Source organism: Meiothermus sp. CFH 77666, assembly GCF_017497985.1.
Classification (GTDB): domain Bacteria; phylum Deinococcota; class Deinococci; order Deinococcales; family Thermaceae; genus Meiothermus.
The window spans coordinates 120,875-134,452 of record NZ_JAGDFV010000001.1; the positions used below are offsets into that span (position 1 = coordinate 120,875).

The 13,578-nt window shown below is 60.1% G+C and carries 15 protein-coding genes; 14 read left to right on the plus strand and 1 reads right to left on the minus strand.

Annotated features, from left to right (window positions below; all coding sequences use genetic code 11):
- Window positions 1-9 precede the first annotated feature (9 nt).
- The 10 genes from J3L12_RS00520 to J3L12_RS00565 all read left to right on the plus strand — a co-directional run bounded on the left by J3L12_RS00520 (window position 10) and on the right by J3L12_RS00565 (window position 9,125).
- On the plus strand, window positions 10-585 hold the full coding sequence (locus J3L12_RS00520; protein WP_208013077.1) for a Uma2 family endonuclease: 576 nt from the start codon (window positions 10-12) through the stop codon (window positions 583-585).
- Window positions 586-645: 60 nt separating this feature from the next.
- Window positions 646-2,025, plus strand: coding sequence for a dihydropyrimidinase (gene hydA / locus J3L12_RS00525; protein WP_208013078.1), 1,380 nt, complete (start codon window positions 646-648; stop codon window positions 2,023-2,025).
- Entirely contained in the window at window positions 2,025-2,177 is a 153-nt protein-coding gene (locus tag J3L12_RS00530; protein WP_208013079.1) for a hypothetical protein, read from the plus strand. The genes hydA and J3L12_RS00530 overlap by 1 nt, the downstream gene beginning before the upstream one ends.
- Window positions 2,178-2,233: 56 nt before the next feature.
- Window positions 2,234-2,878, plus strand: coding sequence for a LysE family translocator (locus J3L12_RS00535; protein ID WP_208013080.1), 645 nt, complete (start codon window positions 2,234-2,236; stop codon window positions 2,876-2,878).
- Window positions 2,879-2,886: 8 nt separating this feature from the next.
- A complete protein-coding gene (locus J3L12_RS00540) occupies window positions 2,887-3,714 on the plus strand; it encodes an ABC transporter ATP-binding protein (protein WP_208013081.1) in 828 nt (275 codons plus the stop codon).
- Window positions 3,711-4,628, plus strand: coding sequence for an ABC transporter permease (locus J3L12_RS00545; RefSeq protein ID WP_243454776.1), 918 nt, complete (start codon window positions 3,711-3,713; stop codon window positions 4,626-4,628). Before J3L12_RS00540 ends, J3L12_RS00545 begins: the two co-directional genes overlap by 4 nt.
- Window positions 4,628-5,599: an ABC transporter permease gene (locus J3L12_RS00550; protein ID WP_208013082.1), complete on the plus strand. Its 972-nt coding sequence runs from the start codon at window positions 4,628-4,630 to the stop codon at window positions 5,597-5,599. Before J3L12_RS00545 ends, J3L12_RS00550 begins: the two co-directional genes overlap by 1 nt.
- Window positions 5,600-5,902: 303 nt before the next feature.
- A complete protein-coding gene (locus tag J3L12_RS00555; RefSeq protein ID WP_208013083.1) occupies window positions 5,903-6,988 on the plus strand; it encodes an ABC transporter substrate-binding protein in 1,086 nt (361 codons plus the stop codon).
- A gap of 133 nt (window positions 6,989-7,121) precedes the next feature.
- Window positions 7,122-8,360, plus strand: a complete 1,239-nt coding sequence (locus J3L12_RS00560) for a M20 family metallo-hydrolase (protein ID WP_208013084.1) — start codon at window positions 7,122-7,124, stop codon at window positions 8,358-8,360.
- Between the two features lie 51 nt (window positions 8,361-8,411).
- The gene (locus J3L12_RS00565) at window positions 8,412-9,125 is read left to right on the plus strand and encodes a PucR family transcriptional regulator (RefSeq protein ID WP_208013085.1); all 714 of its coding nucleotides are present in this window, start codon (window positions 8,412-8,414) and stop codon (window positions 9,123-9,125) included.
- A gap of 1 nt (window position 9,126) precedes the next feature.
- On the opposite strand, the gene J3L12_RS00570 is transcribed toward J3L12_RS00565, so the two are convergent.
- Window positions 9,127-9,498 (minus strand): hypothetical protein, encoded by a 372-nt coding sequence (locus J3L12_RS00570; RefSeq protein WP_208013086.1) that lies wholly within the window; start codon window positions 9,496-9,498, stop codon window positions 9,127-9,129.
- Window positions 9,499-9,684: 186 nt separating this feature from the next.
- Here J3L12_RS00570 and J3L12_RS00575 point away from each other — a divergent pair, with 186 nt between their 5' ends.
- From J3L12_RS00575 to ndhC, 4 genes are all read left to right on the plus strand, one after another.
- On the plus strand, window positions 9,685-10,851 hold the full coding sequence (locus tag J3L12_RS00575; protein WP_208013087.1) for a PLP-dependent aspartate aminotransferase family protein: 1,167 nt from the start codon (window positions 9,685-9,687) through the stop codon (window positions 10,849-10,851).
- 128 nt (window positions 10,852-10,979) lie between these two features.
- Window positions 10,980-11,309 carry a zf-TFIIB domain-containing protein gene (locus J3L12_RS00580; protein ID WP_208013088.1) on the plus strand — a complete coding sequence of 110 codons (330 nt, stop codon included), beginning with the start codon at window positions 10,980-10,982 and terminating at the stop codon, window positions 11,307-11,309.
- 390 nt (window positions 11,310-11,699) lie between these two features.
- Window positions 11,700-12,839, plus strand: coding sequence for an AMP-binding protein (locus J3L12_RS00585; protein ID WP_208013089.1), 1,140 nt, complete (start codon window positions 11,700-11,702; stop codon window positions 12,837-12,839).
- Between the two features lie 370 nt (window positions 12,840-13,209).
- Complete coding sequence (gene ndhC / locus J3L12_RS00590; protein WP_208013094.1) at window positions 13,210-13,569, plus strand: NADH-quinone oxidoreductase subunit A; 360 nt, start codon at window positions 13,210-13,212, stop codon at window positions 13,567-13,569.
- Window positions 13,570-13,578 lie beyond the last annotated feature (9 nt).

Consider the following 13,578-nt stretch of genomic DNA (forward strand, 5'->3'; position numbering starts at 1 on the left):
GATTTAGATATGGTCAGGCCAGCTCTAAAGCCCTTGAGCGTAGCGGAATACCTGGAAACCGAGCAAGCTTCCACGGTGCGGCGCGAGTATGTTGGGGGACAGGTTTATGCGATGGCTGGGGCCAGCCAGCGTCACAGCCGCATTTCCGGAAACATTTTTGCTCTGTGCTGGCAGATGGCTCGAGGCAAGAACTGCCGTGTTCACCAGGAGGGCATGCGGCTCTTGATTGGCGAAAATGAAAGAAGCGATACCGAAAAAGCCATCTATTACCCAGATGTAATGGTGGTGTGCAGTAAGCCCATAACTAACGATTACTACGAGACGGAGCCCTGCATCCTGGTTGAAGTGCTTTCGCCAACGACCCTGGCCATAGACCTCAGGGAGAAGAAGCTCGAGTACACCCGGCTGCCCTCGCTGCAAACCTACCTGATGGTTGACCAGGATTCCCTCCTGGTGCGCCATGCCTGGCGGGATGCCGAAGGTTGCTGGCAGGAGCAGGATCTGGCCGGGGATGGGGTTATACCCCTACCCTGCCTGGAGAGTCAGATTACCCTGCCGCAGATTTACCAGGATGTTTTCGCGTAAAAGCGCCTGCAGACGCGACCGAAGCCCTTTTGGCAGTGAATAAACGGAAAGGAGTCAAAAATGGGACTGCTCATCAAAAACGGCGAAATCATCACCGCAGACAGCCGCTACAAAGCCGACATCTACGCTGAAGGCGAGACCATCACGCGCATTGGGCAGAACCTGGACGCCCCGCCCGGTACGGAGGTGATAGACGCCTCGGGCAAGTATGTGTTTCCGGGCTTCATAGACCCGCACGTCCACATTTACCTGCCCTTCATGGCGACCTTCGCCAAGGACACCCACGAAACCGGCTCCAAGGCAGCCCTGATGGGGGGCACCACCACCTACATCGAGATGTGCTGCCCCAGCCGCAACGACGATGCCCTGGAAGGTTATCAGCTCTGGAAGAGCAAGGCCGAGGGGAACAGCTACTGCGACTACACCTTCCACATGGCGGTGTCCAAGTTCGACCAAAAGACCGAGGCCCAGCTCCGCGAGATTGTGGCCGACGGTATCAGCAGCTTCAAGATTTTCCTCTCCTACAAGAACTTCTTTGGGGTGGAAGACGGGGAGATGTACCAGACCCTGCGGCTGGCCAAAGAGCTGGGGGTAATTGTGACTGCCCACTGCGAGAATGCTGAGCTGGTGGGCCAGTTGCAACAAAAACTCCTGTCCGAAGGCAAGACCGGCCCCGAGTGGCACGAGCCCAGCCGCCCCGAGTCGGTCGAGGCCGAGGGCACCAACCGCTTTGCCACCTTCCTCGAGAACACCGGAGCCACCGGCTACGTGGTGCACCTCTCCTGTAAGCCTGCCCTCGATGCGGCTTTGGCCGCCAAGGCCCGTGGCGTACCCCTGTACATTGAGTCGGTCATCCCCCACTTTTTGCTGGACAAGACCTACGCCGAGCAGGGCGGGGTGGAGGCCATGAAATACATCATGTCGCCTCCGCTGCGCGAGAAGCGCAATCAAAGAGCCCTGTGGGATGCGCTGGCCCAGGGCTTTATTGACACTGTGGGTACCGACCACTGCCCCTTCGACACTTCGCAGAAGCTACTGGGTAAAGATGCTTTTACTGCAATCCCTAACGGCATCCCGGCCATCGAGGATCGGGTGAACCTGCTCTACACCTATGGGGTGAGCCGGGGCCAGCTCGACATCCACCGCTTTGTGGATGCGGCCAGCACCCGGGCGGCCAAGCTCTTTGGCCTGTTCCCGCGCAAAGGCACCATTGCCGTAGGATCCGACGCCGACCTGGTTGTATACGACCCCCACCACCGGGGCAAGATTTCGGTTGCTACCCAGAGCGTGAACAACGATTACAACGGCTTTGAGGGTTTCGAGATAGACGGCAAGCCCAGTGTGGTCACGGTGCGGGGCAAGGTGGCGGTGCGCGATGGGCAGTTTGTGGGCGAGAAAGGGCGGGGTAAGCTCCTGCGGCGCGAGCCCATGTATTTCTGATGAAGCCGAAGCAGGTGCTCAGCTTCCTGGGGGGCATATGCCTTTCGATTGGGGTGCTTCTGGCCCTGGGAGGTAGCTCGGCCTGGGCGCTGTTTGTGGTTGCTGGCGGTTTGCTAATCGTGATCGCACAGCGTAGACCCAGGAAGTGGTGAGCAGGTTGGATATTTATGCGTGGCGCGGTAGAATCCCCAGCGAAGACGAGGTCTAGATGCTAATTCCCCCCGATCAACTACTTGTGTTCGCCCTGGCCAGCCTGGCGCTGCTTCTGATTCCCGGCCCTGCAGTGCTGTACATCGTCACGCGCAGCGCCTCGCAGGGCCGTGCGGCGGGGGTGGCCAGCGTGCTGGGCATCCAGTGCGGCGGGATGGTACACGTGCTGATGGCCACGCTGGGCCTTTCGGCCATTTTGCTTTCCAGCGCCCTAGCCTTCAACCTGGTTAAGTATACAGGTGCGGCTTATCTGGTGTACCTGGGCCTGCGTACCTGGCTCTCGAGGGAGCCTGTGGAGCTTGGCGCTCTGGACCGGCAGCCCCTGGGGCGCATTTTTCTGCAAGGCTTTGTAGTCAATGCCCTGAACCCCAAAACCGCCCTCTTCTTCTTTGCCTTTCTGCCGCAGTTTGTAGACCCGGCCAGGGGAGCGGCCTCGTTGCAGTTCTTGCTGCTGGGACTGGTTTTCATTACCCTGGCTACCTTCAGCGATGGAGCCTATGCGCTCCTCTCGAGCACGCTGGGGGGCTGGCTCCGGCGCAAAACCAAGGAGCCCCGCTTTGCCCAGAGGCAGCGGCTGGTAACTGGAGGTATCTATATCGGACTGGGCGTGACCGCTGCCCTGACCGGCCAGAGACACCAATAGGGAAGACCATGATGCAGTCCAACACCCCGAACACCCACCCATCCAGCACTGGCCTCGAGGCCCCTCCCATCGTTTTGGTGAGGCAGGTCTCGATGGTCTTTCAGACCGGCACGGTTGCCCTCAAAGATGCCAACCTCGAGATTGCCCAGGGTGAGTTTATCAGCCTGATTGGGCCCTCGGGCTGTGGCAAGACCACCCTGCTGCGCCTGCTGGCCGACCTCATCAAGCCCACCTCGGGAAGCATCCAGATCAGTGGGAAAAACCCGGAGGAGGCCCGCAAGAGCCGGGCCTACGGCTATGTTTTTCAAGCACCCACCCTGATGGAGTGGCGCACGGTGCTGTCCAACGTGATGCTGCCCCTGGAGGTGATGAACTTCCCGGCTTCTGAGCGCAAAGCCAGAGCCGAGAAGATGCTCGCGCTGGTGGGGCTGGAAAAGTTTGCCAGACACTACCCCTGGCAACTCTCCGGTGGGATGCAGCAGCGCGTCTCCATCGCCCGGGCTTTGGCCTTCGACCCCCAGCTCCTGTTTATGGACGAGCCCTTTGGTGCGCTGGACGAGATTACCCGCGAGAACCTGAACCTGGAGCTGTTGCGCTTGTGGCGCGAGACCGGCAAGACCATCATCTTCGTGACCCACTCCATCCCCGAGGCGGTCTTCCTCTCAACGCGCATCGTGGTGATGACCCCCCGCCCCGGCAAAATCGAGACGGTGATTCCGGTGGATCTGCCCCAGCCCCGTACCTTCGAGACCCGCGAACTGCCGGAGTTCTTCCAGATTGCTACAGAGGTACGCGAAGCCCTGCGCAAGGGACACGGATACGAGGTGACCGAATGACCCGTATCTCGCCCAACCTGGTTCCCATGCTGGTGGTGGCCCTGGTGGTGCTGGCGTTGTACTGGCCCATTATGTATCTGGCCAACATCCCGGCGGCCCAGCGGGCGCTGGACACCGGAGCGGCGCTACCCTGTAAGTCAGCCTTCGAGTGTGCTACCCAGCTCAGAAGCCCGGTGCTGCCCTCCCCGCAACAGCTCTGGAATGGTTTTCGAAACCTGATGTTTCCCCTCAACTCCCCCAATGCCATTCCTCTCAATGCTGCCGTGACGGCGCTCGAGACCCTGGTGGGCCTGCTGCTGGCTGCCCTGGTGGGCTTCTTTTTCGCCATCGGGATGGTGGCCTCGAGGGCCTTCGAGCGCTCCTTGCTGCCCTGGATTGTGGCCTCGCAGACGGTGCCCATCATCGCCATCGCGCCCATGCTGGTGGTGGTGCTGGGCCAGTATGGAGTACAGGGCTGGCTGCCCAAGGCCATCATCGCTGCTTACATCGCTTTTTTCCCCATCGCCATCGGGGTGGCCAAGGGGCTCAAGAGCCCCGACCCCCTCAGCCTCGACCTGATGAAAACCTATAACGCCAACAACTGGCAGACCTACCTGAAGCTGCGCTTCCCCGCCTCGATTCCCTATCTCTTCACGGCCTTCAAGGTGGCCATGACGGCGGCTTTGATTGGGGCCATTGTGGCCGAAATTTCCACCATCAGTTTTCAGGGTATTGGCAAGATGCTGGCCGAAAACTCCCGTGCTTCGGATGTGGTGGCGATGTGGGTCATCATGCTTTCCTCAGCCGTGCTGGGCATTTTGCTGGTAGCCCTGGTGAACTGGTTGGAGCGCTTGCTAACCCCCTGGCAACGCGCCAGAGCAGCCGCTACGCCCTTACCCAAGCAAGCCAGGGTATCTCGTGAAGGAGCTGGCTGATGGTGGCTCAAGCGACCAAGCCAGTCTGGACCCAGGCACTGCTGGGCTGGGTGTTGTTGGCGATTGGATTTGGCGTGCTGCTCTGGTTCATTGCGAGCTGGTGGAACCAGACCGAGCCTGCTTCGGGTTCTCAAAAACTCCTGATTGGGGGTGGGTTTTTGCTGACGACGCTGGGCATCGCCAGGGTGGCCAACCAGTTTGTGAACACCCCCAACCCGGTCATAGGCTTTACCCCGGCAGCCCTGACCTTGCTGCTGGTGGTGGTAGCGGCGGAAGCCCTGTTACGGGCCTACCAGGTTCCCCCAGGCCTCATCCCGACCCCCAGCCGGGTGCTGGCTACGTTTTTTGCAGTGCGGGACGTGTTGCTACAGGACGCCTTCCAGACGGTGGTGTTGGAAGCACTCGTCGGGTATCTGATTGGCTGTGGACTGGGCGTGTTCACAGCCTTACTGGTGAGCCGGTATGTGTTTTTGGAGCGGGGCCTGTTGCCCTATGCCACGGTTTTTAGCAGCATTCCCATCGTGGCCCTGGCCCCGGTGCTGGTCAAGATGGTGGGCATTGACTGGCAGTCCAAGGCGGTGATTGTGGCCATCACGGTGTTTTTTCCGGTGGTGGTGAATACCTTCCGGGGCCTTACCGAGGTCAGCCCCCTGTCGCTTGATCTGATGCGTTCGTATGCGGCCAGCGAGGTGCAGCAGTATCGCTGGCTGCGGTTGCCCAATGCGCTCCCCTTCATCTTCAATGCCCTCAAGCTCGGGACTACCCTGGCCATGATTGGGGCCATTGTGGGTGAGTTCTTTGGGGCCAACGGGCAGGGCTTGGGGTTTCGGATCCAGATCGAAGCAGGCCGGTTTGGCTTCGATATCGTCTGGTCGGCCATTATTGTGGCCTCGCTGATTGGCATCGCCTGGTACAACCTGGTGGCGTGGCTCGAGCGGAGGTTAACGGGGTGGCACGTATCGTTTCGCTAGCGAGGACTCTGCCAGGCTCGCACCTTCGGTCTCGAGCGGAGGTTAACGGGGTGGCATGTATCCTTCCGCTAAGGTTCTTCATGCAAGGCTCGCACCTTCGGTCTCGAGCGGAGCCTGGCAGGAGAGTTTGTTTCTTTCTGAGGCGGGTACCGATGGCCTTTGGCGAGGCGTTTTCCCTGGCTATGGGTCATCCGGTATGAGTGTTGAGCAATGCGAGGGAGGTGAGTCAGGAAGCTTGACAAGGGGGTTGTAGGTTGCAGTAGGCTACCGTTTGAAGTCGCTCTGGCACAAAAGGAGGCAAGGATGAAGAAATGGTCGGTCGTATGGGTACTGGCAGTCTTCTGGTTGGCGTCGCTGGCGAGCGCACAGCAGAATCTGGTTAAGGTCAACTTGCAGCTCAAGTGGTTCCCACAGGCGCAGTTTGCTGGCTTCTTTGTGGCCAAGGAACGGGGCTTTTTCCGGGCCCAGGGGCTCGATGTGACCCTGCTGCCTGCGGGCGACCAGTCGCCCATCCAGGTGGTGCAGTCCGGTGCTGCGGATTTCGGTACGACCTGGATTGCCGACCTACTGACGGCCCGCGAGCGGGGCATCCCGGTGGTGCATATTGCCCAGATTTTCCAGCGCTCCGGCTTTACGCTGGTCTCGCTAAAGTCCACCGGCATCAAAGACCTCTGTAAGGACATGAAGGGCAAGAGTGTGGGGGTTTGGCCCTCCGGTAACGAGTATCCGGCGGTGGCGCTCTTCCGCAAGTGCGGTCTGACCAGCTCGCTGGATCCCCGGGCTACCAACCCCGATGTCACCGCAGTGAGCTATCCCTTCGACCCGGCTCTGGTCTTCCCGGACAAGGTGCAGCTGGTGTCGGCCATGATCTACAACGAGGTCAACCAGATTGCCGGGCTGGGCTACGACGAAACCAAAGTGGATGTGTTCAAACTGGCCGATGAGGGCATCAACCTGCTGGAAGACCTGATATTTACCACGGAGCGGGTGCTCAACGACCGCAATTTCAAAGGCTCGGGCCTTACGGGACGGCAGGTTGCGGCCAGACTGATTCGCGCCTCTATCCAGGGCTGGAACTGGGCGGTGGCCAACCAGGCCGAGACGGTGGAGAAGTACGTGCTGCCGGTCTGTGGTAACACCTGCAAAGGCTCGGGCACCCGCGCCGATGCCAAAGGCCACCAGACCTGGCAGATGGCCGAAATCGCCAAGCTCTACAATGCGGGCGCCACCACCAAGGGCTGGGCGGGTTTCCTGGTGCCCGCTGATTACCAGGCCTCGGTGCGTTTGCTTCGCGAGCAGGGCATTCTGACCAAAGACCCGCCTGCTGCCACGGTGGACTATGGTCCCTGGGAGGCCGCAACAGGCAAACGTGCAAGGGATTATCGCTAGAGACACAGGTTTGTTGGGGCGGCCTACGGGTCGCCCCTTTTTTGCCCCCCACGAGCTCGGTAGCAAAGGCGTGTGCGTGAAAGTTGCTCTGGAGAGGGGTAAAATTCGCATGATTTCGATACCAGGAGGAAAGATGCTAGATCCCAAACGCACCGTGGCCGAACTTAAGGAACTGCGCGACCTGACCGCCGACGAGAACGGGGCCTGGCGAGTGGCCTGGACCGATACCTGGCTGAAAGCGCGGGAGTGGTTCAACCGGAAGCTGGAGGATCTGCCGGTTGAGCAACACTACGACGCGGCGGGCAACAACTGGGTTACGTTGAAGGGGGAAAGCGAGAAAGCACTCCTGATTGGAGGCCACCTGGACTCGGTGCCGGGCGGGGGCTGGCTGGATGGGTGTTTGAACGTGCTGGCGGGCCTCGAGGTTCTGCGCCGGATTGCCAGGGAGTATAACGGGAAGCCTCCTGTCACGGTGCGACTGGTGGACTGGGCCGACGAGGAGGGGGCCCGCTTTGGGCGCAGCCTGCTGGGCTCCTCTGCCTTTGCAGGAACCCACACCATTGAGGCCGACCGGGGCCGCACCGATAAAGACGGGATACGCCTGGAAGATGCCCTGAAGCGTTGCGGAGTGGACATTAACCGTTTTCCCGAGGCCCGGGCCGAGCAAAAGAATGCAGCAGCTTACCTCGAGCTCCACATCGAGCAGGGCCCGGTGCTGTTGGACAAGGGCCTGCCACTGGGGGTGGTGCTGGGCACCAAGGGGGTGGAGCGCCACGCCATTACCTTTTACGGCCAGGAGGCACACTCCGGCTCCACACCCATGAACCGCCGCAAAGATGCGCTGGCCGCTGCGGCCAAGCTGGCGTTGGAAATCCGCCCCATTGCCATGAAGCACCCCGATGCAGTCTGCACCATGGGCAGTGTCAAGACTTATCCCGGCATCGTGACGGCGGTGGTGGGGCGCTGTGAGTGTACCCTCGATCAGCGCGATCTCGATGCGGCGGTACTGGCCCAGATGTACCGCGAGGCCCGTGAAGCCAGCGAGCGGTTTGCCAAGGAAGAAAATTGCACCGTGGAGTGGAGTCGCATCTGGAACATCGAGCCGATCCCCTTCCACCCCCAGCTCATTGAGTTTTGCGATGAGGCCATCCGCGAGGTGGCGGGGGTCTCGCACCGCCTGCCCTCAGGGCCGCTGCACGATGCCGCCGAGGTGGCCCGCGCGGGCATCCCCACGGTGATGATGTTTGTACAGAGCCTGCACGGCATCAGCCACAACAAAATCGAGGACACCCGGGAAGAGCACCTCGAGATGTCGGTGCAGGCGCTGGATCGGCTGGCCGACAAAACCATGCGCTGGATACTGAGCCAGTAGTGGTAAGTTGAGGTTTCAGCGCAGTAGAGACTTTCGACCCGTGACCGCTAAATGAGTCTTCCTACCCTGCGCCAGATCCTCGAGCTGCCTGCCTTTGCGGGGGCGGAGCTGCTATCGGGGCAAGCCAAGCTCGACAGCTATATCACCTGGGTACACGTGGCCGAGGTACTGGATGTGGCCCGGCTGCTGTCGGGGGGCGAACTGGTACTTTGCACGGGGCTGGAACTGGCGCGGGCCACCCCGGAGGCTCGAGTGGCTTATGTGCGTTCGCTGGCCGAGGCCGGGGTGGGGGGGCTCGGCCTCGAGCTGGTGCAGGGTTTGCGGGAAGTGCCCGCCGAGATGCTTCAGACCGCCCGTATGCTGCAATTCCCCATTCTGGTTTTTCGCAGCGAGGTGCGCTTTGCCGACCTGACCCGCGCCGCCCACGAGCGAATTCTGCGCCCCGGAGCCGATAGGGAAGAGCCGCTGCTGGAGTCGCTTCTGGAGGCCCTGGTCGAGACAGGCCGCGACAAAAGTTTTTTACAACGGCAACTGGGCACCGTTCTGAGCCTCCCAAGCCGGCCCCGCAGTACCTTGCTGGCGACCCTCGAGGCCCTGCTGGCTTCGCAGTTTAACATCGCCGAAACGGCCCGCAAGCTGGGGGTGCGCCGGCAGAGTATCTACTACCGTCTCGAGCAGCTCAAGGGCATGTTGGGCGATCTGGACAGCCCTGAGCGGCGGCTGGGGTTGTGGGTAGCGTTGGAGCTGCTCAAACGCCCGGGATAGGTCAGCCCAGCGCGATTGTCTGCGTAAGCCAACCCACCAGCGCCATGGCCACAAAATAAAAAAGTGAGGAGCCGCCAAAGACCTCCACCGTGCTCCAGTGGGTACGGCCCAGCACCTTCTCGCCAATGTAAAGGGTGGGATAGGCGTATAGCAGCACAAATGAGGCCATCTTGCCACCCCCGGACTGCTGGAACTTGAGGTTGACCGCCTCGTTGATGAAGTAGCGGTCATGGTCGCTTAGTTGCTCGAAATCGCGCCCCCCCAGTTCGGACTCGAGCAGGCGGCGGTGCACCCGGTGCATGGTGCGGTGTGCAAGATAAGCAGCCGCACCCAGTACAAAAGTGAGAAAAAGAGGGACTATCAATGTGCTCATCGCTTCGGAGTATAGGGCGACGCAGGATAGAGCCGGGTGATATTCAACCCGTTTTTCCAGAAGTGCGTAACGTTTGTGGGGCCATGCAACCCCTAACAGTGCACCAAACTTCATTGAGCGTCCTGGTTGGAGAGTCTAGCAATGCGGTCGCTGGTTCGAGTTGCAGATTGCGTTAGTCTGTAGTGCATGGAATCGCTCTCTACCCTGGTCGTGCACGGGGCTACCGCTGAAACACCCGCCAACCAACCGGTATCCTTGCCGATTTACCAGTCAGCTTCCTGGACCTTCGGCGACCTGGACGAAGTAGACGCGGTTTATGCTGGCGACAAACCCGGCTGCATCTATGGCCGCAACGGAACCCCCAACCACCGTGCGCTCGAGAACCTCTTTGCAAAGCTGCACCATACCGAGGCTGCGGTGGCGTGCGCGAGTGGGATGAGCGCCTTAAGCGCAGCGTTCCTGGGCTTGCTGGGCCAGGGAAGCAAGGTCGTGGCCTCGCAGGATCTGTATGGCAGTACGCTCAATGCTTTGCACGATCTGGGGCGGTTTGGAGTCGAGGTCATAACGATTGAAATTACCGATTTAGACCGAATGCAGACAGCGCTTCGGGGAGCCCGGATGCTGGTACTCGAGACCTCCTCCAACCCGCGTCTGCGGATACCGAACCTGCACAGGCTTTGTGCGATGGCCCGGCAGGCCGGAGCGTTGGTGCTGGTGGACAACACCTTTGCTTCGCCCTACCACTGCCGGCCTTTGCAGCATGGTGCAGACATCGTGATGGAAAGCCTGACCAAGTTCGTCAGCGGCCATAGCGACGTGATGATAGGGGCCCTGGCCGGGCGGCGCGACCTGATTGAACCCATTCGCTCGGTAGCGGTTCGCATGGGCTTGGTTTCCAACCCCCACGAATGCTGGCTCAGTGTGCGGGGAGCCGAAACCCTCGAGCTGCGCATGCAACGGGCCTCCAGCAACGCTGCGAGCCTGGCGCAGTTTTTGCAGGCTCACCCCAAGGTACGCAAGGTGCACTACCCCGGCCTGCCTTCCCACCCCGATCACCAAACTGCACAGGGGGTGCTGCAAAATGGTTTCGCGGCGATGCTATCCTTTGAGCTCGAGCCCTCCCGCCAGGCGGTCAACACCCTGCTGCACAACCTTCGCTACATCAAGCTGGCCCTTTCGCTAGGGGGGGTTAGCACCACCCTCTCACACCCGGCCACCAGCTCGCATCGTTTTTTGTCGAGGGCTGAACGCGAACAACTGGGCCTGCACGACGGCTTTTTGCGGATGTCGGTTGGTATCGAGAATCTCGATGACTTAAAAGGCGATTTGGAGCAGGCCCTTAGCTATCTGTAGTATGAGGTTTGTGAGTGCAGGACGGGTATTTTTTACTTCACTACTGTAGTGCAAAACCCGTTTTTTGAATAGTGTTTTGCTCCTGTTCGCAAGTTTGGCTTTCTGGCACGCTGGGGTTGGAGGAAGTTATGCCCCTACTGATTTGCCCTAACTGTGAAACCGGTATGAACGAAATCCAGCGCAACGGTGTGCACATCGACGTTTGCCCCAAATGCCGGGGCGTCTGGCTGGACGGGGGCGAGATGGAAAAACTGCTGGGCCAGGTGCGCCAGTACGAGCAGGAGTACGAAGCCGAGCTCGAAAGCTACCGCCGTCAGCAGTACGCCCCCCCGCAAACCCGCGGATACGCGCCCCCACCCCACCAGCGCAACCCCTACGATACCGACGACGACGAGTACCACAAGCGCCACGGCAAGAAGAAAAGCAAACTGGGCAGACTGTTCGACCTGTTCGATTAAGGGCTACTGTTTGTAAAACGTCGTAGAGTTAGCCGTACAGCCTAAAGGGAAAGTCGGCGAGACGGCTCACCAACCAGCCTCTCGAGCGAAGCGCCGTCTTTGCGAGGAGGCCATAGGCCGACGAAGCAATCCAGAAGAAGTTTGCCAAACTACCGGCTGGATAGAGCCATCTGGATTGCTTCGCATCCTGCGGATGCTCGCAATGACTTCCCGTATTCCAGTGAAAATGTACAGGCATCTATACGACTGTGTACTGGATGCGGGTATTCCCAAATCCGGGACACGGCTAAAAATCCTGTTCCCCAACCCTTGCTTTGGCGCGGACTAACCTTTTGGGTGGGCAGGAGCCCGTATAATCTGCGCGGAAGTGTTGAAATGAGGAGTGAGTGTATGGATCGAGTCCAGCGCCTACGTGAAGTGATTGCAGCAGCCCAAAAACATCCCGTTTATGCCCAAAAGCTAGATGGGGTGGATGTCTCGAGCCTGACCCCCGAAACCATATCCAGGCTGCCCCTTACCACCCGCCAGGAGTGGTTGGCACATATCCAGGCCCATCCAAAGCCCCCCCAGGGGGCGGCCCTGATGCACCTGACCCCCAGCCCGGCGATTGGCTGGATGCCTGAATACCTCTCTGCCGAAGATGTGGAATACCAGGCCGAAGCCCTGGCTTCCCAGATGCGCCGCTTGGGAGTGAGCGGCAAGAAAGCTCTGGTGGCCTTCGGATACCACATTTTTGCGGGTGGATGGCTGTTCCACGAGGCCCTGCAACGGGCCGGTGCAATGGTGCTGCCTCACGGCCCCGGTGAGGCCGAGCGTATTGTCCAACTGCAACAACAGTATGGCTTCGAGATTCTGGTCTGTAACCCCAGCTTTGCCATGAAGATAGCCCAGGCCGGGGGCCGCTTTGAGCTGCTGATGGCGGGCGGAGAACCGTTCACCTCGGTTCCGGGCTACCGTGAAAAGCTCGAGCAAGCCATGGGGGGAATTGCGGTAGATGCCTACGGCACCTCCGAGCTAGGGGTGGTGGCGGGGGAGAGCCTGGACAAAGACGGCCTGTGGGAAATACCCGAAATGGCCATCATTGAAATCCTGGATCCCGAAACCCTGGAACCTACGCCGGACGGCGAGAAGGGCGAGATGGTGATCACCTCGCTCTCGCGTACCCTGATGCCCATGATCCGCTTCCGTACCGGCGACCTTGCGGTGGTAAGTCGCAAAGAGGGCAGGCTCTGCCTGCCCAGAGGGGTCATCGGACGCACCGACCTGATGGTCAAGGTCAAGGGGGTCAAGCTCTACCCCACCGAGCTGGCGCCGCTGCTGATGGCGTTTGGCATAGACCCCAGGGGAGGGGCGCAGTTGGTGGTGGAAAGCAAGGAGGGCGGAACCGACAAGCTCACCCTGCGCATCAAGGCCGAGGCTGTTCCTCCCCAGCTTGGCCCTGCCTTGCAGCAAGCCACCGGGATTCGCCTCGATGACATCCAGGCCGACCCGGCCCTGGAAGGGCCGCCCCTGGTGGACAAGCGCTACTGATCCGAACCCAATCTATCGTCTGGAACAAGACTGAGTCTTGCCAGGGGGCCGGCCTCTGACAGTATGGTTCTGGTAATGGGCAAAACGGCTGCCCGGCCGCCCGCTTGCGCAGCGACACGCTTAGCGATAACCGCCATCCATAGGTTCTGGAACGCTTTATCTATAGGGTGCGCGGGCCTCTAAATTTGTCTATATTCGGTGGGATTATCTACAATGTTGGTAGCCATTCCAAAATAACATTCAGCTTGAACGTTACTTGCGTCGTGAAGGTGGAAGTGTAAGATGTTGGCGACGGGAATGCGGGCAGACCGTGCTAGTCTGACGTACTTCGTGAAGACTGGCACAAGCCAGCCCGCCCAAGAGGAGGCGCATGTCACCTATAAGTGAGTATCAGGCTTTACTGGTGTATCTGGCAGTTGCCGTCGGCATTGCCATTCTGGCAGCGGTGGTGGGAGCCATCCTGGGGCCCAAGAAAGGCGGGCGTTTTAAGCTGATGCCCTACGAGTCGGGCAACGACCCCGCGGGGGAGGTCAAGCGTTTCCCCGTGCACTTCTACGCGGTGGCCATGCTGTTCATCATCTTCGACGTGGAGGTGGCTTTCTTATGGCCCTACGCAGTGAGCGCCGGCACGGTGGGGGTGGTAGGCTTCATTGGCCTGGTGGTGTTTACGGCGCTTTTGTTTGTGGGCTTTTTGTACGAGTGGTACAAGGGTGTGATGAAATGGCACTAGCTACGCTGT